Consider the following 24,345-nt stretch of genomic DNA (forward strand, 5'->3'; position numbering starts at 1 on the left):
GTCGAACCCGGTCGGATCCGGTCCAGGCCGGAGAGAGGCAACACACACAATGACCACGAGCGCAGCGAAACCCGCCGCCCCGCCGGCGGAGCGCAGCAAGGCCCTGATCCTGGTGGTGATCGGCCTCGCCCAGTTGATGGTGGCGCTGGACACCTCGCTGGTGAACCTCATCCTGCCCTGGGCACAGCGTGACCTGGGCATGTCCGACTCCAGCCGGCACCTGCTCGCGGCGGCCTACATGGTCGCCTACGGCAGCCTGTTGCCACTGGGCGGACGGATCGCGGACCGGGTCGGCTACCGCCGCACCCTGCTGGTGGGCCTGGTCGGCTTCGCCGCGTCCTCGCTGGTGGCCGGCCTCGCGCAGAACACCGAGTTCCTGGTCACCGCGCGCACCGTGCAAGGCGTGTTCGGCGCGATCCTGGCCCCGTCCACACTGGCCATCCTGACCACCACGTTCACCGAACCCAAGGAACGCGGGCGGGCGTTCGGCCTGTACACCGCGATCGTCGCGGCGGGCAGCGGCCTGGGCATGGTGGCCGGCGGCGGCCTCACCGAGTACCTGAGCTGGCGCTGGTGCCTGTACCTGAACGTGCCGATCGCGGTGATCGCGGTGGTCGGCGCGCTGATCGTGCTGCCGGACACCCGGGGCCACCGGGAGACCGCGCTCGACCTGCCCGGCGCGGTGCTCGGCGGCGGCGGCATGGTGGCGCTGATGTACGGGATCAGCACGGCCGGCGCCAACGGGTGGGGCTCCACCGAGGCGGTCACCCTGCTGGTCGGCTCGGTGGTCCTGCTCGCGGGCTTCGCGATCCGCCAGTCCAAGGCGACCCAACCGCTGTTGCCACTGCGGTTGTTGGCCGACCGCAGCCGGGCGGGCGCGCTGATCGTGATCGCGCTCGGCGCGCTGGGCCCGTTCGGGCTGTACCTGTTCCTGACCTACCAGCTCCAGGTGATCATGGACTACTCGCCGGTGGAGGCGGGGTTGGCCTGTGTGCCGCTGACCGTGGCGACGGTGATCTCCGCCGGGGTGATCAGCAAGCTCCAACCGGTGGTCGCGCCGCGCACGATGATCGTGCCCGGACTGATCGCCGGCGCGGTGGCGATGGTGATGTTCGCGCAGATGGACGAGAACAGTTCGTACCCGCTGCTGATCCTGCCCGCGCTGGTGCTGCTCGGCTTCACCCTGGGCATCGTGCACATCCCGGCCACCAACGCCGCGCTGAGCGGACTGCACCCGCGCGACGCGGGCTCGGTGTCGGCGTTCACGTTCGCCGCGCAACAACTCGGCGGCGCGATGGGCACCGCGCTGTTCAACACCATCGCCACCACCGCGACCGCCTCCTACGTCCTGCAACACCACGACCAGGCCACCGTCCTGGCGGACGGACACGGCTTCCGGGTGGCCACCATGTGGTCCGCCGGACTGATGGTGTTCGCGGCCGTGGTCGCCGCAGTACTGATCAACGCGAAGGCCACCCGACAGACCCTGGACGACCCGCCGCCGGCCGAGGACCTGCCCGACGTCGCCGCCGCCACCCCGGCCACGCGGTCGTGATCCGGCGGGCGCCCCGAGCGGGCGGCAGCCGGGGCGCGATCCTCGCGGTGGTCGCCACGGCGCAACTGATGGTGGTGCTGGACGTCACCGTGGTGAACATCGCGCTGCCCTCCACGCAGCGCGAGTTGGGCCTGTCGGACGCGGGCAGGCAGTGGGTGATCACCGCCTACACGCTGGCCTTCGGCGGCTTCCTGCTCGCGGGCGGCCGGATCTCCGACCGGATCGGGCGTACCCGGGGCCTGCTGGTGGGGCTGACCGGGTTCGCCATCGCGTCCGCCGCCGGCGGTGCCGCCGCGAACGCCGGCACGCTGATCGCCGCGCGCGCCGCGCAGGGGCTGTTCTCCGCGCTGCTGGCGCCGTCCGCGCTGGCCCTGCTGACCACGACGTTCACCGGGACCAAGGAACGCGCCCGCGCGTTCGGCGTGTACGGCGCGGTGCTCGCCGCGGGCGGCGCGCTCGGCCTGGTGGTCGGCGGGTTGTGCACGCAGTACCTGGACTGGCGCTGGTGCCTGTACCTGAACTCGCCGATCGCGGTGGGTGCGCTGATCGCGGGCCTGGCGGTACTGCCGCGCGAGGACTCGTCCGCCGCGGAGCGCGCGAGTACGGGCCGACTGGGCCTGTTCGACGTGGCACTGGGCAGCGGCTCGATGGTCGCGCTGGTGTACCTGCTCACCGAGGCGGGCGCACACGGCTGGGGATCCACCCGGGTGTGGGCGCTCATCCCGGTCGCGATCGTGCTCCTGGCCGCCTTCGTGCTGCGCCAGCGCCGATCGGCGGACCCGCTGCTGCCGATGGCGGTGCTCGCCGACCGCAACCGGGCCGCGGCGTTCGTCACCATCGGGCTGACCGCGATCGGCATGTTCGGCATGTTCCTGGTGCTGACCTACCAACTCCAGGGCATCATGCGCTACTCGCCCCTGCGCACCGGGGTGGCGATGTTGCCGATGGCGGTCGCGGTGGTGTTGTCGGCGATGCTGATCGCGGCCCGACTGCTGCCCCGGCTGCCCGCGCGGGTGCTGATCGTGCCCGGCCTGGTGTTGTCCGCGGCGGGCCTGCTGGTGCTGACCCGGCTCACCCCGGACAGCACCTACGTCACCGGCGTGCTGCCCGCGCTGCTCCTGCTGGGCATCGGCTCCGGCATCACCTTGATGCCGTCGGTCGCCAGCACGATGAACGCCGTCGAACCCCGGTACACCGGCACCGTCTCGGCGTTCACCACCACGTCCCAACAATTGGGCGGCTCGATCGGCACGGCGCTGCTGAACACGATCGCCACCAGCGCCACCGCCTCCTACGCCGGCGGTCGGGGCGACCTGGTCCAGGCCGCGGACCGGGCCCGGGCGACCGTGCACGGCTACGCGGTCGCCTGCGGGTGGGCCACCGGAATCCTGCTCCTGTGCGCGGTCCTCGCGGGCGTGCTGATCAACGCCGGGCCGCAGGGCGAGCAGACCAAGAACCCCGACGAGGAGGCACCGGCGACCGCAGAGAACCCGGAGACACCCGGAAACCCGGGAACCCCCGAGAACCCCGAGATCCGCGAGCACCCGGAGATCCCCGAGATCACCGAGAACCCCGAGTACCCCGTGCGGATCGACACAGACGAGCAAGAAAGCAGGGCACGACGTTGACCACCTTCGGAACCACCACCGCCTGGACCGAACCGCCCTCCGGGCACGCCGAGATGCTGGACTGGCTCGCCGAGCGGCGCGCGAAGGACGGACCGTGGCAGGACGAAAAGGGCAACTGGCACGTCTTTCGCTACCGCGACGTGCTCGACGTACTGAACGACCACACCACCTTCTCCTCGGACCTGCGTGATCTCTCGCCCCGGCACGCCGAGTTCGACGTGTTCAAGAAGGGCCTGTTCATCAGCATGGACGAGCCCCAGCACCGCAAGCTGCGCGGGCTGGTCAGTCAGGCGTTCACCCCCAAGGTGGTCGGGAAGCTGGCGCCGCGGGTGGCCGAGATCGCGCACGAGATGCTGGACGCGGTGCAGGACCGGGATCGGATCGAGTTGGTCGGCGACCTGGCCTACCCGCTGCCGGTGATCGTGATCGCCGAACTGATCGGCGTCCCGACCAGCGACCGGGCCACCTTCCAGCGGTGGGCCGACGCGCTCCTGGGCATCGGCGGCGAGGTGACCGCGGCGCCCGACGGCGAGGTGCTGAGCAGCCTGACGCTGACCCTGCGGGAGATGAACGCCTACCTGCTCGACCACATCCGCAGCCGCCGGGCCAACCCGAACGGCGACCTCACCAGCAACCTGATCGCCGCCGAGATCGACGGCGAGCACCTCGAGGACGAGGAGATCGTCGGCTTCGTCGGCATGCTGCTCCTGGCCGGGCACATCATGACCACGCTGATGATCAGCGCCACGCTGTCCTGCCTGGACGACCACCGCGACGCGATCACCGAGATCCGCCGCGAACCGGACGCGCTGCCCGGCGCGATAGAGGAGGTGCTGCGCTTTCGCACCCCCTCGGTCCGCCAGGAGCGGCTGGCGCTGCGCGAGGCGACGGTCGGCGGCGGCCTGGTGCCGGCCGGGGCCTCACTGGTGTTGTGGTTGTCCGGGGCCAACCGGGACGCGGGCCAGTTCCCCGACGCCGACCGGTTCGACATCCGTCGCACGCCCAACGCGCACCTGAGCTTCGGGCGCGGCATCCACCACTGCATCGGCGCACCGCTGGCCCGGTTGGAGTGCAAGACCGTGCTGGAGGTGTTGTTCGGCCGCTTCACCGAGTTCGCGGGCGCGGGCGCCGTCCCGCACGACGCGCGCTCGTCGTTCGCGCCGCTGAAGCTGCCGCTGGACGTGACCTGGGCCTGACCCGACCACCCGGCCCCGCCCGCCCCGCCCCGCCCGTCGCCGAACGCGGCCGGGTCGGGGCGGGGCGCCGCGCGGCCTTTGTACTCACCGAAGACGAGGGCATGCGATGAACGTCACCACCTCCGCGCAGGGCACCTGGCTGCGGAGCTATCACCCGACCCCCGAGGGACGTCCCCGGCTGGTCTGTTTCCCGCACGCGGGCGGCTCGGCGAGCTTCTTCTTCGCCTTCGCCAAGGCCCTGGCCCCCTCGGTCGAGGTGCTCGCGGTGCAGTATCCCGGGCGCCAGGATCGCCGGCACGAGCCCTGCGTCGACGACCTGGCGCGGCTCGCCGACGAGATCGCCGAGATCATGCCCGCGTGGGCCGACCGACCGCCGGCCTTCTTCGGGCACAGCATGGGCGCGACGCTGGCCTTCGAGGTGGCGCTGCGACTCGGCGAGCGCCCGGGCGCGGTCGGACCGAGCCGGCTGTTCGTCTCGGGCCGGCGGGCGCCCGGGCGGCACCGGACCGAGACCGTGCACCTGCGCGACGACGCGGGGCTGATCGACGAATTGTTGCTGCTCAACGGCACCGAGCCGGGCGTACTGCTGGACGACGACGTGCTGCGGATGGTGCTGCCGTCGTTGCGTGCCGACTACCGGGCGATCGAGCGCCACGTGGTGCGCCCCGGGGCCCGGGTGGACTGCCCGATCACGGTCCTGGTGGGCGACGCCGACCCGAAGGTCACGGTGGACGAGGCCCGGGCCTGGCGCGAGCACACCACGGTGGGTACCACGGACATGTCCGTCTTCCCGGGCGGACACTTCTACCTCAACGAGCACCGGCCGGCCGTCGTCGACCTGATCACCGCCGCATTGCTCGCCCCCGACGCCTCGATCTGATCACCGCCGCGCTGCCGGCACCCGGCGCCTCGGTGCGGGCGCATCCCGGCCGCCCGGCTCCGGGCACGCCACAGGGCGGGTCGGCTTCGTCTCGTCGACGAAGGCGGCCCGCCGAAGCGGCGCGCGGACGATCAGGCCGACTCCGGGTTCACCGGGATCCGGCCGGTCATCCGCTCCATGCCGCTGATCCAGTTGTCGCGCAGCGCCGCCGTGGCGGCCGGCACGTCACCGGCGCGCAGGTGCTCGGCGATCCGGCAGTGCTCCTCGGCCTCGCGCTCCAACAGCGTGTCCTCGCCCGCGATCAGGTGGGTGTAGCGGCGCATGCCCGCCTTCACGCTGGTCACCAGGTCCAGCAACCGCTCGTTGGGGCATTTCCCGAGCAGCAGATCGTGCCACTCGTCGTCGTGCCACTCGATCTCCGACTGCTCCGCCACCGGATCCGGGAAGCCCCGGGCCAGGCGCAGCAACTCCGGTGCCATTTCCCGGAGTTCATCCGGATCGGAGAGCTCCAGTGCGAGTGACTCCAGACCCGCGACGATTTCGCACAGCTCGCGGAACTCCTTGCTGCTGACCGGTGCGAACCGGAAGCCGCGCCCCTGATTGCTCTCCAGGACGCCTTCGCCGGCCAGGGTGATCAGGGCTTCGCGCAGGGGAGTGCGACTCACGCCCAACTCGGCCGCGAGCACCACCTCGTTGATGTCCTTGCCTGCCGCGAAGTCGCCTCTGTCGAGGCGCAGAAGCAACTCCTCGCGGATCTGCTCCCGCAGAGGTCGCCGCTGGATGGCCATGTGTCGGTTACTCCTCGTGTTGATCGGCGTCGATATCTGGTGCTTGACATAACGCACCGCACACACCTTGAATTATGAATACAGAATACATGAACGGGAGGTCGACGTGCGGTTGACGCGAGTGCCGGGATTGCTGTTCGGGGGTGACTACAACCCCGAACAGTGGCCGGAGGAGGTCTGGGCCGAGGACGCCAAGCTGATGGTCGAGGCGGGCGTGAACATGGCCACCGTCGCGGTCTTCTCCTGGTCACGGCTGGAACCGCGCCCCGGGGAGTACGACTTCGGCTGGCTGGACCGGGTGCTCGACCTGCTGCACGAGCACGGCATCGCCGCCGACCTGGCCACCGCGACCGCGACCCCGCCGCCGTGGTTGGTTCGCGAGCACTCGGAGCTGCTGCCGGTCGACGCGAACGGCACCCGGCTGGAGTTCGGCTCCCGCCAGGGCTACTGTCCCAGCTCGCCGATCTTCCGCGCGGCCACCGTCCGGCTGGCCCGGGCGATGGCCGAGCGCTACGCCGAGCACCCCGCCCTGGCCATGTGGCATATCGGCAACGAGTACGCGGACCACACGCTCGAATGCTTCTGCGACGAGTCCGCCCGGCACTTCCGGCGTTGGCTGAGCGAGCGATACCAGGACATCGACGGCCTCAACGCCGCCTGGGGCACCTCCTGCTGGGGCCAGCACTACACCGACTTCGAGCAGATCGCCCCGCCGCGCAAGGCACCGGGCCCGGTCAACCCGGCCCAGGTGCTGGACTGGCGGCGGTTCTGCTCGGACGCGCTCCTGGAGTGCTTCGAGGCGGAGAAGAGCGTGCTGCGCGAGGTCACCCCGGACATCCCGGTGACCACGAACTTCATGAGCATCCTGCACGGGCTGGACTACTGGAAGTGGGCCGGCGCCGAGGACATCGTCAGCGACGACGCCTACCCCGACCCGGCCGACCCCACCTCGCACGTGGGCATCGCGGTGAGCTACGACCTGATGCGCTCGCTCAAGCGGCGCCCGTGGCTGCTGCTGGAACAGGCCCCGAGCGCGGTGAGCTGGCGTGAGGTCAACGTGCCCAAGCCGCCCGGCAAGATGCGCCTGGACAGCCTCCAGGCACTTGCGCACGGCGCCGACGGGGTGATGTTCTTCCAGTGGCGCCAGGCCCGGTACGGACCGGAGAAGTTCCACTCCGCCCTCCTGCCGCACGGTGGTGTGCAAACCCGCGGATGGCAGGACACGCTACGCCTGGGCGGCGACCTGCAAAAGCTCGCCGAGATCGCCGGCACGCACACCGCCGCGGACGTCGCGCTGCTCCTGGACTGGTCCTCGTGGTGGGGCCTGGAGGCCCCCGAGTCGATGCCGTCCAAGCGGCTGGAACTCAAGCGACTCCTGAACGCCTGGTACGCGCCGCTGCACGCCCGCGGGATCACCGTGGACCTGGCCCCGCCGGACCGCGACCTGTCCGGGTATCGCGTGGTCATCGCCCCCAACCTCTACCTGTGCACCGACGAACAGGCCGAGAACCTGCGGGCGTTCGGCGGCGAACTGATCGTCGGCCCGTTCAGCGGCGTGGTCGACTCCGCCGACCGGGTACACCCCGGCGGCGCACCCGGTCCGCTGCGCGACCTGCTCGGCCTGAGCGTCGACGAGTTCTGGCCGCTGGCCGACGGAGTGGGCCAGAGCGTGCGGTACGCCGACGGCACCCCGGGCACCGCGACCCGGTGGGCCGAGTGGCTGCGACCCGAGGGCGCCACGCCGATCGCCGACTACGAGGGCGGCGACCTGGCCGGACAACCCGCGATCACCCGGCTCGGCCGGGCCACCTACGTGGGCTGCGCCCTCGACGACGTCACCCCGATCCTGACCGACGTACTGACCCGCGCCGGCGTGCGCCCCGTCGCGGACGTACCGCCCGACGTCGAGGCGTGCCTGCGGACCGGGCCCGACGCCGACTACCTGTTCCTGCTCAACCACGGCACGACCACCGCGGCACTGACCCTGCGCGCCCCCGGCACGGACCTGCTGACCGGGCGCGACCTGCACGGCCCGATCGAAATCGGGCCCAGGGACGCCGTGGTGCTGCGCACCGCTCACGAGGGAGAGAAGTGACCCACCCCTACATACCCAATGCCGAGCCGGCCGTGCGGGCCGAGATGCTGGCCGCGATCGGGGTCGAGTCCATCGAGGACTTCTACACCGACATCCCCGCCGCGCTGCGCCTGAACCGGCCGCTCGACCTGCCCGCGCCGATGAACTCGGAAACCGAACTGGTCCGGCACATGCGCGGGTTGCTCGGACGCAACACCGACACCACCGAGGTGCTCAGCTTCCTCGGCGGCGGCTGCTACCCGCACCACGTGCCCGCCGTGTGCGACGAGATCAACTCGCGCGGCGAGTTCCTCACCGCCTACGCGGGCGAACCGTACGAGGACCACGGCCGCTTCCAGGCGCTCTTCGAGTACGTCAGCATGATGGGTGAACTCCTGGAACTGGACGTCGTCAACGTCCCGACCTACGACGGCTTCCAGGCCTCCGGCACCGCGCTGCGGATGGCCGCGCGCTACACCGGCCGGTCCAAGGTGCTGGTCACCGCCGCGATCGGCGCGGACAAGCTGAGCAAGCTGCACGACTTCCTCGCGCCCGACATCGAGATCGTCATGATCCCGGTCGCCGAGAACGGCGAGGCCGGCGCCTTCACCGTCGACGACACCGTCGCCGCGGTCTACCTGGAGAGCCCCAACCTCTACGGCGTGGTCGAGGCCCGGACCGCCGAGATCGCCGAACTCGCGCACGCCGAAGGCGCGTTGCTCGTGGTCAGCGCGGACCCGATCTCGCTCGGCGTGCTCGCCCCGCCCGCCACGCTCGGCGCGGACATCGTCTGCGGCGACATCCAGTCGCTGGGCATGCACCAGAACTACGGCGGCGGTCACGCCGGTTACATCGCCACCCGCGACGAACCGCGCCTGGTCGCCGAGTTCCCCTCGCGTCTGTTCGGCATCGCGCCGACCGCGGTGCCGGGCGAATACGGCTTCGGCGACGTCTTCTACGACCGCACCTCCTTCGCGCTGCGCGAGGAGGGCAAGGAATGGGTGGGCACCGCCGCCTCGCTGTGGGGCATCACGGCCGGCGTCTACCTTGCGCTGATGGGCCCGGAGGGCATGCGCGAACTGGGCGAGACGATCCTGGCCCGGACCCGCTACGCGATGGACGAACTCGCCGCGGTCCCCGGGGTACGGGTGCGGCACGCCGCCGCCGTGCACTTCCGCGAGTTCGCGATCGAGGTGGCCGACACCGACGCGCTGCTCACCGCGCTGCGCACACACGGCATCTACGCCGGCATCGCGCTGGACGCCACAACGCTGCTGGTCTGTGTGACCGAGCGGCACACCAAGGACGACATCGACACGCTGGTGCGAGCGGTACGAGAGGTGCAGGGCTGATGGGTGCCGTCGGAGAATCCTTCGCGAAGTTGCCGATCGAGGCCAAGCCGCCGCTGCGCCGGTTCCACCAGGCGCGCTGGGACGAGCCGATCATCTTCGATCACTCCAGCCCCGGCCGGCGCGGCATCGGGGTGCCCGAGGCGGGCGTGCCCGCCGTCGAACTGCCCGCCGGGATACGGCGCGAGACGCCGCCCGCGCTGCCGCAGATGTCCCAGCTGCACGTGCTCCGGCACTACATGCGACTGTCCCAGGAGACCGTGGGCGTCGACCTCGGCATCGCCGTCGGCCAGGGCACCTGCACGATGAAGTACAGCCCCAAGATCAACGACCGGTTCGTCAGCGACCCGAAGATCGCCGAACTGCACCCGGCACAGCCCGAGGACAGTGTGCAGGGCGTGCTCGCGATCTACTGGCAGCTGGAGCAGATGCTCAAGGAGATCTCCGGTCTGGACCGGGTCAGCCTGCAACCGGGCTCCGGTTCGGCGGCGATCTACGCCAACATCGCGATGATCCGCGCCTACCACGCCTCCCGGGGCGAAGGCGAGCAGCGCGACCAGGTCATCACCACGATGTTCTCGCACCCCACGAACGCGGCCTCCCCCAAGACCGCCGGGTACGAGGTGATCACTTTGATGCCGGACGCCGACGGCTACCCGGACATCGAGGCGCTGCGCGCGGCCGTGGGCCCGCGCACCGCCGCGCTGATGATCACCAACCCGGAGGACACCGGGATCTACAACCCCCGGATCGCCGAGTTCGTCGAACTCGTGCACGGGGTCGGTGGGTTGGCCTGCTACGACCAGGCCAACGCGAACGGCATCCTGGGCATCACCCGGGCCGCCGACGCCGGGTTCGATCTGTGCCACTTCAACCTGCACAAGACCTTCTCCACGCCGCACGCGTCCGGCGGTCCGGCCGCGGGTGCCTGCGGCGTCGCGGAGAAGCTGGTGCCGTTCATGCCCGGCCCCACCATCGAGTTCGACGGCGAGCGCTACTTCCTGGACTCCGACCGGCCGCAGTCGATCGGCAAGAACCGGCCCTACCTGGGGGTCACCCAGAACGTGGTGCGCGCCTACGCGTGGATCATGGCGCTGGGGGCCGAGGGCCTGCGGCAGGTGGCCGAGACGGCGGTGCTGAACAACAACTACCTGATGCACAAGGTGTTGCAGATCCCGGGCGCCTCCGCCCACTGGGACAAGCGCCGGCTGGAGCAGGTCCGCTACTCGTGGCAGGGCCTGTACGAGGACACCGGCGTGCACTCGGAGGAGATCGGCGTGCGCGCGGCCGACTTCGGGGTGCACTACTGGACCAGCCATCACCCGTACCTGGTACCCGAGCCGTTCACCCTGGAGCCGACCGAGTCGTACTCCAAGGAGGATCTGGACGAGTACGCCGCGATCCTGGCGCACGTCGCGGACGAGGCGCGCAGCGAACCGGAGTTCGTCAAGGGCGCGCCCTACAACCAGACCGTGCACAAGATCGACCCGACCTGCCTGGACGACCCGGAGCAGTGGGCCATGACCTGGCGGGCCTACGTCCGCAAGCACCTGTCATGAGAATCGGCCTGATCGTCAACCCGGTGGCCGGCCTCGGCGGGGCGGCCGGGCTCAAGGGCAGCGACGGCGCCGACGTGCAGCGCGAGGCGCTCGCCCGCGGCGCGACCGCCCGGGCGGGGGAGCGCGCGGCGGTGGCCGTGCGCGCGCTCCTGAGCGCCCGCCCGGACACCGTCGTGGTCACCGTGGCCGGCACGATGGGCGAGAACTCCGTGCGCGCCGCCGGCGCGGTACCCGAGCTGGTGGCGTGCGCACCGGGGGAGCCGTCCTCGTCCGCCGACACCCGGGCGGGCGTCCGGGCGTTGGCGGCGGTGGACCTGCTGCTGTTCGCGGGCGGCGACGGTACCGCGCGGGACGTGCTCGACGCCGGGCCGACCGCGCCGGTGCTCGGCATTCCGGCGGGCGTCAAGGTCTACTCCGGCTGCTTCGCGGTCGGCCCGGCGGCGGCCGGCCACGCCGCCGCCGAGTTCGCCGGGGACACCGCCGAGGCCGAGGTGGTGGACCTGGACGAACAGGCCTACCGCGAGGGCCGGGTCAGCCCCCGGCTCTACGGCACACTGACCGTGCCCGCGGCCCGGGTACGGCTGTCCGGCCGCAAGACCGGCTCCTCGGGCGCCGCGCCGGAGACCGTCGAGGGCATCGCCCGCGAAGTGGTCGCCCGGATGCGCCCGGGCGTGCGCTACATCCTGGGCCCGGGCACCACCACGCGAGCGGTGGGCCGCGCGCTGGGCGCCGAGTCCACGCTGCTCGGCGTGGACGTGGTCGCCGACGGCGTGCCGATCGGGGTCGACCTGAGCGAGCGCGCGCTGCTCGACCTGGTGGACGGGCACGAGACGGATGCCGTGGTGTCGGTGATCGGCGGCCAGGGCTTCGTGCTCGGTCGCGGCAACCAGCAGATCAGCCCGTCGGTGCTGGCCCGCGTGCACGCTCTGACCGTGCTCGCCACCCGCACCAAGCTGGCCGCGCTCGGCGGCCGGCCGCTGTTGGCGGACACCGGGGACCCGGCCACGGACGCGCGGTTGAGCGGTTTCGTCAAGGTGATCACGGGCTACCGCGAGAGCGTCCCCTATCGAATTGTTCCTGCGAGTGAGGAGTGCTCCGGATGAACGGGATGACTGGATCCCTGCACGGCAAGGTCGCCATCGTCACCGGCGGCGGCTCGGGCATCGGCCGGGCCACCGCGCTGATGTTCGCCGCGGAGGGCGCGGACGTGGTGATCGCCGACATCGACGCGGCGGCCGCGACCCGCACCGCGGAGGAGATCACCGCGCAGGGCGCCCGGGCGGTCGGGGTCAAGGCGGACGTGTCCGCCGAGGCGGACTGCGTGTCCGTGGTGTCCACGGCGGTGCAGACCTTCGGCGGGCTGCACGTGCTCTTCAACAACGCGGGCATCATCCGGCGCGCGGACGCGATCGGCACCACGGTCGACGAGTGGGACCGGGTGATGGCGGTCAACGTGCGCTCGGTCTTCCTGATGTGCAAGCACGCCGTCCCCGCGATGAGCGACGGCGGCTCCATCGTCAACACCGGTTCCGGCTGGGGGCTCAAGGGCGGCGGCAACGCGATCTCCTACTGCGCGTCCAAGGCCGCCGTGGTCAACATGACCCGCGCCCTGGCGATCGACCACGCGGCGGCGGGCATCCGGGTCAACTCGGTCAACCCCGGTGACACGGACACCCCGATGTTGCGCGAGGAGGCCCGGCAGTTGGCGGAGGACTGGACGGCCTTCGCAGCCGACGCGGCGGACCGCCCGATGGGCCGGTCCGGCACGCCCGACGAGATCGCCCGCGCGGTGTTGTTCCTGGCCTCCGACGCGGCCAGCTACATCACCGGCACCGCCCTCGTCGTAGACGGCGGCGGCCTCGCCTAGTCATCCCGGCCCCGTTCCCGTCGTCGCCAGCGGCGACGGGCCCGGGCCCGGTCCCAGCACGCGTACGTCCCGCACACATCCCCCCGGAGGCACAACGTGTCATTTTCCCGCGCAGCGAAGACCGTCGCCGTGCTGGCCGCCGGTGCCGCACTCGCCGCAACCACCGGTTGCGGCGGGAGCAGCGGCTCCGGCTCCGGCTCCGGCAAGACCACCGTCACCTGGTCGACCTGGGGCAACCCGGAGGAACTCGCCCGGTTCAAGGACTTCGAGAAGGACTTCGGCAAGCGCCACCCCGACATCAAGCTGAAGCTCCAGGCGGTCCCCTCCTACAGCGACTACCACTCCAAGCTGCTCACCCAGCTCTCCTCCAAGACCGCGCCCGACGTGTTCTACGTCGGCGACGACTTCATCGGGAAGTTCGTCTCCGCCGGGGTGGTCTCGCCGCTCAACGAGAAGATGGCGGCCCCGGACAGCAAGGCCAAGCCGGAGGACTTCTTCGACGGCCTGTACGGCGGCGCCAAGAAGGACGGGCAGATCTACGGCATACCCAACGACGCCAACCCCGAGGTGCTCTGGTACGACAAGCAGGCGCTCAAGGACGCCGGCATCACCGAGGACCCGGCCACGCTGAACGCCCAGGGCAAGTGGACGATGGCCACCTACCTGGAGATGAACCGCAAGCTCAAGGCGGCGGACAAGGCCGGCTCGATCTTCTACAACTGGTACGGCTCGACCTACAGCATGATCAACGGCTTCGGCGGCAAGGTGTACGACGGCGGCAAGTTCGTCGGCAACACCGACCCCAAGTCGCGCGAGGCATTGAAGACCCTGGCCGACGGCTACCAGAACGGGACCTTCCTGGTCGCCGACAACCTGCCCGAGGGCAACGGCTCGGATGTGCAGTTCATCAAGCACAAGGCCGGTTTCTCCGCGGGCGGCCGATGGATGATCGACACCGTCAAGAAGGGACAGCAGGACAACTACGACATCGTGCCGTTCCCGTCCCAGACCGGCGTGCTGATGCCGCAGACGGTGGGCACCTCCTTCCTGGCGCTGAACAAGGACGCCAAGAACGCGCAGGCGGCCTGGACGTTCCTGTCCGAGTTCGTCTCCAAGGACGGCCAGACCACGCGCCTGAAGGGCGGCGGCAACGCGGTGCCCTCGGTCAAGGGCGCGGACAGCGTGGTGATGGAGGGCTACCCCGCGCACGCGCAGACCTTCATCGACACCCGTGACGGCGGCTTCGCCAACTACCCGGAGGAGGCCGGTGTCCCGGAGCTGACGGCGAGCATCAACGAACTGCTGATGAAGCTGTGGACCGGCAAGATCGGCTTCGACCAGGCGATGAACGACCTCGGCTCGCTCGTCTCCGGCAAACTGCGCTGACCGGGGGCCCGCCGTGACCACGTCCACGCTCAGCCGCACCACCGACGCACGGCGCCCGGCCACCGAAACCCCCGAGCGCCGCCGGTCCCTTCGGGGCCGGCGGCGCCGGGAGCGGTGGTGGGCCGCCCTCTTCCTCGGTCCGCAACTGGCCGCCCTGCTGGTGTTCACCCTGGGGCCGCTGGGTTTCGCGGTCGTCCTGGCCTTCATGAAGTGGGACGGCCTGGGCGACAAGTCCTGGGTCGGCTTCGACAACTTCCAGACCCAGCTCTCCGATCCCACCTTCCGCGACGCGGTGCTGAACACGCTGACCCTGGGCCTGATCACGGTGCCGGTGGGCCTGGTCCTGGCCCTGCTCATCGCGATGGCGCTGAACAACGTGCGCGGCAAGACCATCTACCGGGTGATCTACTTCCTGCCCGTGGTCACCAGTTCGGTGGCCGTCGCGGTGATCTGGCAGATGTTGCTGGCCAGCGGTGACCTGGGGATGCTCAACAACACCGTGCACGACTGGTTCGGCATCACGCTGCCCGACTGGCTCAACGATCCGGACTGGGTGATGGTCGCGATCGCCGCGGTGACCATCTGGTCCTCGCTGGGCCTGAACGTGGTGATCTTCCTGGCCGGCCTCCAGTCCATCCCGGCGCACCTGACCGAGGTGGCCCGGCTCGACGGCGCGGGACCGGTCCGGATCTTCCGGCACGTGACGCTGCCGCTGCTGTCCCCGACCATCTTCTTCTCCTTCGTGGTCGCGGTGATCAGCTCCTTCCAGGCCTTCGACCAGATCTACGTGCTGGTCGACCCCACCCACAACGAGGGGGCCCGCACGATCGTGTACCAGGTCTACGACCTGGGCTTCAAGAAGTTCGAGTTCGGCGCCAGCAGCGCCGCCGCCCTGCTCCTGACGCTGATGACGATCGTGGTCACCGTGGCCCAGTTCGGCATGCAGAAGCGCTTCGTCCACTACGAGTCGTAAGAGAGGATGGTCGTGATGGTCACTGCCATCCGCCGACGTTTCGGCACCGTCGCACTGCACACCCTGCTCATCGTGGGCGGGCTGCTGATGACGTTCCCGTTCGTGTGGATGCTGCTCACCGCGTTCAAGAGCGAGGGGCAGATGATCCAGGATCCGCTGGCCTGGCTGCCGGACCCCTGGCGCGCGAGCAACTTCCCCGACGCCTTCGACGCGATGCCGTTCGGCCGCGCCTACTGGAACAGCTTCTACATCGCCATGATCACCGTCGTGGTGACGCTGCTCACCGCGTCGATGGCGGCCTACGCCTTCACCCGGATCGAATTCCCTTTCTCCCGCACGCTGTTCGTGATCTTCCTGCTCACCCAGATGGTGCCGACCCAGGTCACCCTGGTGCCGCTGTACGTGATGTTGTCGAACCTCGGCTGGATCGACACCCACCTGGCGCTGATCCTGCCCGCCATCGCCAACCCGTTCGCGGTGTTCATGATGCGCCAGTTCATCCGCGCGGTGCCGATCGAACTGGAAGAGGCCGCCCGGTTGGACGGCGCGAACCGGTGGACGATCTTCACCCGGATCGTGCTGCCCAACATCCGGCCCGGCATGGCCGCGCTGGGCATCATCGTCTTCCTGAGCAGCTGGAACAGCTTCATCTACCCGTTGATCTTCCTCAACTCCGAGGACAAATTCACCGTTCCGATGTTGCTCGCCTCGTTCAAGGGCCAGCACGGCGGACTGGACTACGGCATGCTCCTGGCCGCTTCGACGATCTCCGTGGTGCCCATGCTGATCGCGTTCGTGATCGGGCAGCGCAGGATCATCAGCAGCATGGCGGCATCCGGCATGGGAGGCCGCTGAGATGACGGCGCACGACCGCGAACTGCTCGACCGGGTCGCGTTGGACCTGCGCGAACGCCCCTTCACCGACCGGGGTTCGCGGCTCCTGGTGGTGGCGCAGGAGGACGGCGATCTGTGCGTCGCCCGGTCCGAGTACGAGAGGCGACTCGCCGAGACGACCGTGCTCACCGGGCTGCGGATCGAGTCGGCGGGCGGCGACCCGCTGCCGATCCGGGCCGCGCACCCGGACCGGATCTCCTTCGCGGGCGGCGTGCACCTGGCCTTCGCCGGTCCGGACACGCTCGTGGTGACCGGCACGGGTGCCCGGGCGCGCTGGCGGACGGCGGACGGCGCCGCGCACGAGGCCGCGATCGAGGGCTGCCGGGTGCTGGTGGGCGAGGACACGCGCGTGGAGGGGCACGCCGTCCTGGCCGCGGCCGGCGCGCGCTGGAACGCCTGGTTCGAGCGCATGCCGGCGGTTCGCGCGGACCTGCGCGAACGGGCCGCGATGGCGTGGTGGACGCTCGGCGTGAACCTGCTGCCGATCCGCTTCGCGGGCGGCCGGGAGGGCCTGGTCCCGTCCCGGTTCGGCTATGTCGGCGTGTGGAACTGGGACGCCTACTTCCACGCCATCGCGCTGCGGCACGGCGACCCCGAACTGGCCCGGGACCAGATCCGGATCCTGCTCGCGCACCAGCGCGCCGACGGCCTGATTCCCGATGTCGTGCACGACGAGGGCGTGTTGGCGGAGACCACCGACCTGCCGCGCTCGGACCGGGCGCGGCTGGCCGAGCACGTCGGCCAGGCACTCGGCGAGGAGGCGGCACCGTCCGCCGCGGCCGGCGAGGTGGTCCCGGTGACCAAGCCGCCGCTGACCGCGTGGGCGGTCTGGAAGATCCACCGGGCCGCGCCCGACCTCGCTTTCCTGGCCGAGGTGTACGAGCCGATCGCCCGCTCCCAGGAATGGTGGCTGACCCACTCCGACCCGGACGGCGACGGCCTGGCCGAATACCTGCACCCGTACTCCAGCGGGCTGGACGACAGCCCGGTCTGGGACTACGGCCCGCAGGCCGAACCGCCGGACCTGAACGCCTACCTGGCACTCCAGTTCGACGTACTGGGCGACATCGCCCAGGAGTTGGGCCGGGCCGAGGAGGCCGAGACCTGGCGCAAGCGGGCCGCCGCGCACACCGAACTCCTGGTGTCGCGGCGCTGGGACGGCGAGCGCTTCACCACCGTGTCGGCGGGACGCGTGGTCGGGGTCCGCACACCGCTGGAACTGCTTCCGCTGCTCACCGGACGACTCCCGCGCGAGATCGCCGACCGGCTGGTCGCGGACCTGCGCTCGCCGAGCTTTTGGGGCGAACGCCCGGTACCGACCGTGGCGTTCGACGATCCGGCGTTCGACCCGGAGGCGATGTGGCGCGGCCCGGTCTGGCTCAACGTCAACTACCTGCTGATCGAGGGCCTGCGCCGCTCCGGATACCCGGACGTGGCCGACGAGTTGACCGAGCGCACCGTGCGGATGGTGGTTGAGGGCGGCGGGCTGTACGAGTACTGGAACCCGCTGACCGGGAGCCGGGCCGGGCGCGCGACGACCGGATTCGGCTGGTCCAGCGCGCTGTTCGTGGACCTGGCCCGAAGCTGAGCACACCGCCCGCCGTCGTCGCCGGACGGGTGACGGCGGGCGGGCCCGGGCGCCTCAGCGGGTGCCGAGCACGTCGGCCAGGTCGTATCGGGCCGGTTCGGCGAGTTGTTCGTAGGTGCAGTCGGCGGGGTCCTTGTCGGTGCGCCACCGGCGGAACCGGGTCGTGTGCCTGAAGCGGTCGCCCTGGACGTGGTCGTAGGCCACCTCGCAGACCGATTCCGGTCGCAGCGGCACCCAGTCCGAGAGCCGGCCGCCCGACCAGCGGGTCACCGCGCCGGGCAGCCGGTCGGCCTCGTGCGCCTCGGCCTCGGCCCAGTGCGCCCACGGGTGCCCGGTCGGATCCGCCATGCGATAGGGCGCCAACTCCCGGACCAGCTCGGCCCGCCGCGCGGCGGTGAAGGCCGCACTGACACCCACGTGCTGCAACCGACCCCGGTCGTCGTACAGGCCCAGCAGCAGCGAACCCACCACCGGGCCCGACTTGTGCTCGCGATAGCCCGCCACCACGCAGTCCGCCGTGCGCTCGTGCTTGACCTTGACCATCGCCCGCACGTCCGGCAGATACGGCCCCGCGGGGTCCTTGGCCACGATGCCGTCCAGGCCCGCGCCCTCGAACCGGTCGAACCAGTCCTGCGCCCGGCCCGGATCGGTGGTGGCCGGCGCGAGGTGGATCGGCGGCGGCACGTTTGCCAGCGCCCGCTCCAGCGCGGCCCGGCGCTCGGTCAGCGGCCGAGGCAGAAAGTCGTCGTCACCCAGCGCGAGCAGGTCGAACGCCACGAACGACGCGGGGGTGGTCTCGGCCAGATGCCGCACCCGTGAGGCCGCCGGGTGGATCCGGTCCTGGAGCCGATCGAAGTCGAGCCGCCCGTCCCGGGCGATGACCAGCTCGCCGTCCAGCACGCAACGCGGCGGGAGCAGCCGCAGCACCGCGTCGACCACGTCCGGGAAATAACGATCCAGCGGCTTGGTGTTGCGGCTGCCGATCAGCACCTCGTCACCGTCGCGGAAGACGATCGCCCGGAACCCGTCCCATTTGGCCTCGTAGTGCAGACCGGCGGGAATCCGCGCGGCCGCCTTGGCGAGCATCGGCTTGACCGGGGGCATCACGGGAAGGCGCATGCGCCTCAGTGTGCGCGGGCCCTCCACGGGTCGCCTCCGCAGCGGCCGACCGGCGGTATGCCATCGGGACGAATCAGGGCAAATCTGCCTACCCTGAGGGATGAGCGCTGCCGAGGAGTTCGAGGTCGACGGCAGGTCCGTCCGGGTGAGCAATATCGACAAGGTCTACTACCCCGCCCGCGGCTTCACCAAGGGGGACGTGGTCCGCTACGTGATCGCGGTCGGTGGCGGACTGCTGCGCGGTCTGCGGGATCGGCCCACCACGCTCCAGCGCTTTCCGGACGGCGTGGACGGCGAGTCGTTCTTCCAGAAGCGGGTGCCCAAGTATCTGCCGGAGTGGATCCCCACCGCCCGGATCACCTTCCCCAGCGGCCGGTACGCCGACGAGATGGCCCCGGACAGCGTGGCCGCGCTGGTGTGGGCGGCCAACCTGGGCACCCTGACCTTCCACCCCTGGCCGGTCCGGCGCAGCGCCACCGAACACCCCGACGAACTGCGGATCGACCTCGACCCGCAGCCGGGCACCGACTTCGCCGACGCGGTCCGCGCCGCACACGCGATGCGCGAGGTGCTCGCCGCGTACGAGCTGACCGCGTGGCCGAAGACCTCCGGCGGGCGCGGCCTGCACCTGTACGTGCCGGTGCGCCCCGAGTGGGAGTTCACCGACGTGCGGCGCGCGGTGATCGCGCTGGGCCGCGAACTCGAGGCGCGGATGCCCGATCGGGTGACCACCGCGTGGTGGAAGGAGGAGCGCGGCGAACGCATCTTCGTGGACTACAACCAGATGGCCCGCGACCGCACCATCGCCGCCGCCTACTCGCCGCGCCCCACCGCCCGCGCGACCGTCTCGGCACCGCTGACCTGGGAGGAGGTCGACGACGCGCACCCCGACGACTTCGACCTGGGCAGCATGCCCGAGCGCTACGCCCGGGTGGGCGACGTGCACGCGGACATGGGCGAGCAGGCCTTCGATCTGCGCCCGGCGCTCGAACTGGCCGACCGACAGGCGCGTGACCACGGCGTGGGTGACATGCCGTACCCGCCGGACCACCCCAAGATGCCCGGCGAGCCACCCCGGGTGCAGCCCAGCCGCGCCCGCGAACACTGAAATCCCGGCCCGCGCCCGCGGGCGGTGCATCCCAGCCGCGGTCGCCGGCAAGGCCGCTTTCGTGGGCGCCGAAGCCGAAACCGAATCCGAAATCGAATCCGAATCGAATCCGAAACAGGAGAGAGTCCCTCATGTGTGTGTCGTTCCGTGTGCCGCTGTCCGTGCACAGCCCCGTCTCGATTCGCAATCCCCTGTCGAGTCGCGCGCGCCGGTCCGTTCGCAAGGACGTGGGTCTGCTCGCGCTGCGCGTCGGCACCGGCGGCGTGCTGTTCGCGCACGGCGCGCAGAAGTTGTTCGGCTGGTTCGGCGGGCACGGCCTGGCCGGCACCGGCTCGGCGATGGAGCACATGGGCTTTCGGCCCGGCCGGCACAGTGCGATCGCGGCCGGGCTGGGCGAGGCGGGCGGCGGCGTGTTGCTCGCGCTGGGTCTGGCCACGCCCGCCGCGGGTGCGGCGGCGGCCGGTGCGATGGCGGGCGCGGTCGCGGTACACGCGCCGGCCGGCTTCTTCGCCCAATCGGGCGGCTTCGAGTACCCGGCGTTCCTCGGCTTCGTCGCGGCCGGGCTCGGCGTCGCGGGTCCCGGGCGGTTCTCGGTGGACCATCTGACCTGCCACGTGCTCGACCGCCCGTGGGTGGTCGGCCTCGCCTTCACCGGCAGCGCCGCGGCGGCGGCCGCGGTGATCGGGCGGCGGCGGGCGGTGGCCGCCGCGGAGGCGGACGCCGCGGCCGACTCGGCTTGAGCGGCGGCTCCACCGACGGGCGCCGGCGGGACGAGGGGCGTCGGCCGAGCGGGTGGCGTCAGCGGGACGCGCCGGTCCAGGCGAGCAGACGCCGCACCGGCCACGTGGTGATCACCCGGTCGGCCGGCACGTCGCATGCCTGCGCTCGGGCACACCCGTAGCCCTGCCAGTCGAGCTGGCCCGGCGCGTGCGCGTCGGTGTCGATCGAGAGGAAGACACCCGCGGCGAGCGCTCGGCGGAGCAGCCGGGACGGCGGATCGCTGCGTTCGGGGCGGCAGTTGATCTCCACGGCGGTGTCCGACTCGGCACACGCGGCGAACACCGCGTCGGCGTCGAAGGCGGACTCCGGGCGCTGTTTGCCCTGAATCAGCCGACCCGTGCAGTGACCCAGCACGTTCACGCGCGGGTTGCGCACGGCGGCCAGCAGTCGGCGGGTCATCGCCGGCTCGTCCATCCGCAGCTTGGAGTGCACCGACGCGACCACGACGTCCAGGCGGTCCAGCAGTTCCGGCTCCTGATCGAGCGAACCGTCGTCGAGGATGTCGCACTCGATGCCGGTGAGCAGGCGGAACGGGGCCAGTTCGGCGGCGATCTCGGCCACCACGTCCAACTGCGCGCGGAGCCGCTCGGCGGTCAGACCACGGGCCACGGTCAGCCGGGGCGAGTGGTCGGTGAGCACCACCCACTCGTGGCCCAGATCCCGCGCGGTGCGGGCCATCAGTTCGATCGGGCTGCCGCCGTCGGACCAGTCGGAGTGCATGTGGCAGTCGCCGCGCTGGGCGGCGAGCAGCGCCGCGCCGTCGGTGGGCACGGGCGACGGGCGGGCCTCGAGGTCGGCGAGGTAGCCCGGTACGCCGCCCGCGTGCGCCTGTTCGATCACGTCCGCCGTCTTGGGGCCGATGCCCTTCAGTTCGCCGAGCGTGTGCCGCTCCACCCGCCGGCGCAGCTCGTCCGGGTCGAGCCCGGCGACCACGGCGGACGCGGTGCGGAAGGCCTTGACCCGGTAGGTGGGCGCCTGATCGCGTTCGAGCAGGTAGGCGATGCGATCCAGCGCCGCCACCGGGTCGGCGGCGGGCGGGGGTGGGGCGGAATCGGTGCGTCGTGAAGCCATGGGAGGACTGTGGCCGCGCGCGACGGCGGTAAACCGGGTGGGCGATCGGGCGGCCGTGGGGGGCGACGGAAGCGAACCCGGCCCGCGCTCCTCGCCCCGTGCCCGCGAACCGTCGGCCTCGCCGGCGCCCGGGACGGCGGCGGGGTGGTGAGCGGCCGCTCGGCGACGCACGTACGGGGGTACCGAGGGACATCCTCGGCACCCCCGCGGGTCGTCGGCGGCGTGGGTCAGGCGTCGGGTCCGGGCCGGGGGTCGCCCTCCTCGACCCAGTCCATCGTCCGCTCCACCGCCTTGCGCCAGTTGCGGTATCCCAGGTCGCGGGTGGCGTCGTCCATCCGCGAGGTCCACTCGGCCGCGCGGTGCCAGTTCGCCCGCAGCGAGTCGAGGTCCGGCCAGTAGCCGACCGCGAGGCCGGCGGCGTACGCGGCGCCCAGCGCGGTGGTCTCGGCCACGAACGGGCGGGCCACCGGGGCGTCCAGCACGTCGGCGATGGTCTGCATGAGCAGGTTGTTGGCGGTCATGCCGCCGTCCACCTTGAGCGTCGCGAGCTTGACCCCGGAGTCGCGCTCCATCGCGTCCACCACCTCGCGGGTCTGCCACGCGGTGGCCTCCAGCACGGCCCGCGCGATGTGTCCCTTGTTCACGTACGCGGTCAGACCCGCGATCACACCGCGGGCGTCCGAGCGCCAGTACGGCGCGAACAGGCCGGAGAAGGCCGGGACGAAGTAGGCCCCGCCGTTGTCCTCCACGGTGAGCGCCAGCGTCTCGATCTCGGCCGCGGTGGAGATCAGCCCCATCTGGTCGCGCATCCACTGCACCAGCGAACCGGTGACCGCGATCGAGCCCTCCAGCGCGTAGACCGGCGCCTCCTTGCCGAGCCGGTAGCCGACGGTGCTGAGCAGGCCGTGGTGCGACTGCACGATCCGCGACCCGGTGTTGATCAGCAGGAAGCTGCCGGTGCCGTAGGTGCTCTTGGCCTCGCCCTCCTCGAAGCAGGTCTGCCCGAACAGCGCGGCCTGCTGGTCGCCCAGCGCGGAGGCGACCGGGACGCCCTCCAGGATGCCCCGGGCGGTGCCGTACACCTCGGAGGAGGAGCGGATCTCGGCCAGCAGCGAACGCGGCACGTCCATCGCGCGCAGGATCCGGTCGTCCCAGTCCAGCGTCTCCAGGTTCATCAACATCGTGCGCGAGGCGTTGGTGACATCGGTGACGTGCACACCGCCGTCCGGGCCGCCAGTGAGGTTCCACACCACCCAGGACTCCATCGTGCCGAACAGGATGTCGCCCCGGTCGGCCCGCTCGCGCAGCCCCTCGACGTTGTCGAGCAGCCAGCGGATCTTGGGTCCGGCGAAGTAGCTGGCGAGCGGCAGCCCGGTCTCCACCCGGAAGCGGTCCTGGCCGACGTTGCCGCCCAGCTCGCGACACAGCGCGTCGGTGCGGGTGTCCTGCCACACGATCGCGTTGTGCACCGGTACGCCGGTATGGCGATCCCACAACACGGTGGTCTCGCGCTGGTTGGTGATGCCCAGCGCGCGGATCTGCTCGCGGCGGATGCCGGCCTGGGCGAGCGCGCCGGCGACCACCGCCTGCACCACGCTCCAGATCTCGGCGGCGTCGTGCTCGACCCACCCCGGACGCGGGAAGATCTGCCGGTGCTCGCGCTGGTCGACGGCGACGATGCGCCCGTCCGCGCCGAAGATGATGCATCGGCTGGACGTGGTGCCCTGGTCGATCGCGGCGATGTAGGTGTCGGACATGGCTCCTCTTCCGAAGGATCCGAGGGAAAGGTCGGGGTCGGTACGAATGCGCGGGCTCAGAACGCGAGCCGGTACAGGCCGCCGGCCGCCAGCCCGCCGAGGGTGGGGCCGACCACGGGGACCCACGCGTACGACCAGTCCGAGCCGCCCTTCTCGGGAATGGGCAGCAGGGAGTGTGCCAGGCGCGGGCCCAGGTCGCGGACCGGGTTGATGGCGTAGCCGGTCGGACCGCCCAGGGACAGGCCGATGCCCACCACCAGGAGCGCGGTCATCAGGATGCCGGTGCCGGAGAGGGCGAGACCGTCGGTCAGGCCCTGGGTCAGGATCACGATGACCAGCACGGTCGTGGCGATCGTCTCGGTGATCACGTTCTGGATCGGGTTGCGGATCTCCGGCGAGGTGGCGAACACCCCGAGTACCGGTTCGCCGTGCTCCTTGAACTGTCCCAGGTAGGTCGCCCAGGCCAGCACGGCGCCGATCACCGCTCCGACGAACTGCCCGGCGAGGTAGACCGGCACCTTGTCCCATTCTCCCGTCTTGACGGCTATCCCGAGTGTCACGGCGGGATTGAGATGCGCTCCGGACAGGGACACGCTCGCATATGCCCCGGCCAGGACCGCGAAGCCCCAGCCGAAGGCGATCGCCAGCCAACCCGCGTTCTGTGCCTTGGACCGGTTCAGGGTGACCGCGGCGCAGACACCGACGCCCATGAGCAGCAGGATGGCCGTACCCAAGGTCTCACCGATGAAGATCTTGTCGCTTGTCACAACACG

General features: G+C 71.1%; 20 protein-coding genes. 15 read left to right on the plus strand and 5 right to left on the minus strand.

Features of this window, described 5'->3' with window-relative positions; genetic code table 11:
• The first annotated feature begins 49 nt into the window (after positions 1 to 49).
• The 4 genes from ACIBSV_RS26645 (at position 50) to ACIBSV_RS26660 (ending at position 5,259) form a co-directional block, all read left to right on the plus strand.
• Positions 50 to 1,555, plus strand: coding sequence for a DHA2 family efflux MFS transporter permease subunit (locus ACIBSV_RS26645; protein ID WP_395867218.1), 1,506 nt, complete (start codon positions 50 to 52; stop codon positions 1,553 to 1,555).
• Positions 1,552 to 3,183: an MFS transporter gene (locus tag ACIBSV_RS26650; protein ID WP_395867220.1), complete on the plus strand. Its 1,632-nt coding sequence runs from the start codon at positions 1,552 to 1,554 to the stop codon at positions 3,181 to 3,183. The genes ACIBSV_RS26645 and ACIBSV_RS26650 overlap by 4 nt, the downstream gene beginning before the upstream one ends.
• The gene (locus tag ACIBSV_RS26655) at positions 3,180 to 4,379 is read left to right on the plus strand and encodes a cytochrome P450 (protein ID WP_395867222.1); all 1,200 of its coding nucleotides are present in this window, start codon (positions 3,180 to 3,182) and stop codon (positions 4,377 to 4,379) included. The genes ACIBSV_RS26650 and ACIBSV_RS26655 overlap by 4 nt, the downstream gene beginning before the upstream one ends.
• A gap of 106 nt (positions 4,380 to 4,485) precedes the next feature.
• On the plus strand, positions 4,486 to 5,259 hold the full coding sequence (locus tag ACIBSV_RS26660; protein WP_395867224.1) for a thioesterase II family protein: 774 nt from the start codon (positions 4,486 to 4,488) through the stop codon (positions 5,257 to 5,259).
• 131 nt (positions 5,260 to 5,390) lie between these two features.
• Here ACIBSV_RS26660 and ACIBSV_RS26665 read toward each other — a convergent pair whose 3' ends face one another.
• Positions 5,391 to 6,047: a GntR family transcriptional regulator gene (locus ACIBSV_RS26665; protein WP_395867226.1), complete on the minus strand. Its 657-nt coding sequence runs from the start codon at positions 6,045 to 6,047 to the stop codon at positions 5,391 to 5,393.
• A 106-nt stretch (positions 6,048 to 6,153) separates the two neighbouring features.
• Between ACIBSV_RS26665 and ACIBSV_RS26670 the strand changes: the two genes are divergently transcribed.
• From ACIBSV_RS26670 to ACIBSV_RS26710, 9 genes are all read left to right on the plus strand, one after another.
• On the plus strand, positions 6,154 to 8,142 hold the full coding sequence (locus ACIBSV_RS26670; protein WP_395867227.1) for a beta-galactosidase: 1,989 nt from the start codon (positions 6,154 to 6,156) through the stop codon (positions 8,140 to 8,142).
• Positions 8,139 to 9,473: an aminomethyl-transferring glycine dehydrogenase subunit GcvPA gene (gcvPA, locus tag ACIBSV_RS26675; protein ID WP_395867229.1), complete on the plus strand. Its 1,335-nt coding sequence runs from the start codon at positions 8,139 to 8,141 to the stop codon at positions 9,471 to 9,473. The genes ACIBSV_RS26670 and gcvPA overlap by 4 nt, the downstream gene beginning before the upstream one ends.
• Complete coding sequence (gene gcvPB, locus ACIBSV_RS26680) at positions 9,473 to 11,029, plus strand: aminomethyl-transferring glycine dehydrogenase subunit GcvPB (RefSeq protein ID WP_395867231.1); 1,557 nt, start codon at positions 9,473 to 9,475, stop codon at positions 11,027 to 11,029. The genes gcvPA and gcvPB overlap by 1 nt, the downstream gene beginning before the upstream one ends.
• The gene (locus ACIBSV_RS26685) at positions 11,026 to 12,132 is read left to right on the plus strand and encodes an ATP-NAD kinase family protein (RefSeq protein ID WP_395867233.1); all 1,107 of its coding nucleotides are present in this window, start codon (positions 11,026 to 11,028) and stop codon (positions 12,130 to 12,132) included. Before gcvPB ends, ACIBSV_RS26685 begins: the two co-directional genes overlap by 4 nt.
• The gene (locus ACIBSV_RS26690) at positions 12,129 to 12,896 is read left to right on the plus strand and encodes an SDR family NAD(P)-dependent oxidoreductase (RefSeq protein WP_391588289.1); all 768 of its coding nucleotides are present in this window, start codon (positions 12,129 to 12,131) and stop codon (positions 12,894 to 12,896) included. The genes ACIBSV_RS26685 and ACIBSV_RS26690 overlap by 4 nt, the downstream gene beginning before the upstream one ends.
• A gap of 96 nt (positions 12,897 to 12,992) precedes the next feature.
• A complete protein-coding gene (locus tag ACIBSV_RS26695; protein WP_395867235.1) occupies positions 12,993 to 14,282 on the plus strand; it encodes an ABC transporter substrate-binding protein in 1,290 nt (429 codons plus the stop codon).
• 13 nt (positions 14,283 to 14,295) lie between these two features.
• Positions 14,296 to 15,255: a carbohydrate ABC transporter permease gene (locus ACIBSV_RS26700; protein ID WP_395867237.1), complete on the plus strand. Its 960-nt coding sequence runs from the start codon at positions 14,296 to 14,298 to the stop codon at positions 15,253 to 15,255.
• A 15-nt stretch (positions 15,256 to 15,270) separates the two neighbouring features.
• Entirely contained in the window at positions 15,271 to 16,110 is an 840-nt protein-coding gene (locus tag ACIBSV_RS26705) for a carbohydrate ABC transporter permease (protein ID WP_395867239.1), read from the plus strand.
• Between the two features lies 1 nt (position 16,111).
• Positions 16,112 to 17,737, plus strand: a complete 1,626-nt coding sequence (locus tag ACIBSV_RS26710; RefSeq protein WP_395867241.1) for an amylo-alpha-1,6-glucosidase — start codon at positions 16,112 to 16,114, stop codon at positions 17,735 to 17,737.
• Between the two features lie 54 nt (positions 17,738 to 17,791).
• On the opposite strand, the gene ACIBSV_RS26715 is transcribed toward ACIBSV_RS26710, so the two are convergent.
• A complete protein-coding gene (locus tag ACIBSV_RS26715) occupies positions 17,792 to 18,856 on the minus strand; it encodes an ATP-dependent DNA ligase (protein WP_395867243.1) in 1,065 nt (354 codons plus the stop codon).
• A 100-nt stretch (positions 18,857 to 18,956) separates the two neighbouring features.
• Between ACIBSV_RS26715 and ligD the strand changes: the two genes are divergently transcribed.
• Both ligD and ACIBSV_RS26725 read left to right on the plus strand, forming a co-directional pair.
• Positions 18,957 to 19,964, plus strand: coding sequence for a non-homologous end-joining DNA ligase (gene ligD, locus ACIBSV_RS26720; RefSeq protein WP_395867245.1), 1,008 nt, complete (start codon positions 18,957 to 18,959; stop codon positions 19,962 to 19,964).
• A gap of 131 nt (positions 19,965 to 20,095) precedes the next feature.
• On the plus strand, positions 20,096 to 20,704 hold the full coding sequence (locus tag ACIBSV_RS26725; protein ID WP_395867247.1) for a DoxX family protein: 609 nt from the start codon (positions 20,096 to 20,098) through the stop codon (positions 20,702 to 20,704).
• A 58-nt stretch (positions 20,705 to 20,762) separates the two neighbouring features.
• Here the strand turns inward: ACIBSV_RS26725 and ACIBSV_RS26730 are convergent, their stop codons facing one another.
• From ACIBSV_RS26730 to ACIBSV_RS26740, 3 genes are all read right to left on the minus strand, one after another.
• Positions 20,763 to 21,815 (minus strand): PHP domain-containing protein, encoded by a 1,053-nt coding sequence (locus ACIBSV_RS26730; protein ID WP_395867249.1) that lies wholly within the window; start codon positions 21,813 to 21,815, stop codon positions 20,763 to 20,765.
• A gap of 227 nt (positions 21,816 to 22,042) precedes the next feature.
• A complete protein-coding gene (glpK, locus tag ACIBSV_RS26735) occupies positions 22,043 to 23,572 on the minus strand; it encodes a glycerol kinase GlpK (RefSeq protein WP_395867251.1) in 1,530 nt (509 codons plus the stop codon).
• Between the two features lie 56 nt (positions 23,573 to 23,628).
• Positions 23,629 to 24,339, minus strand: a complete 711-nt coding sequence (locus ACIBSV_RS26740; RefSeq protein ID WP_395867253.1) for an MIP/aquaporin family protein — start codon at positions 24,337 to 24,339, stop codon at positions 23,629 to 23,631.
• Positions 24,340 to 24,345 lie beyond the last annotated feature (6 nt).

Origin of the sequence: Embleya sp. NPDC050154 (assembly GCF_044460165.1) — a bacterium.
Lineage (GTDB): Bacteria > Actinomycetota > Actinomycetes > Streptomycetales > Streptomycetaceae > Embleya.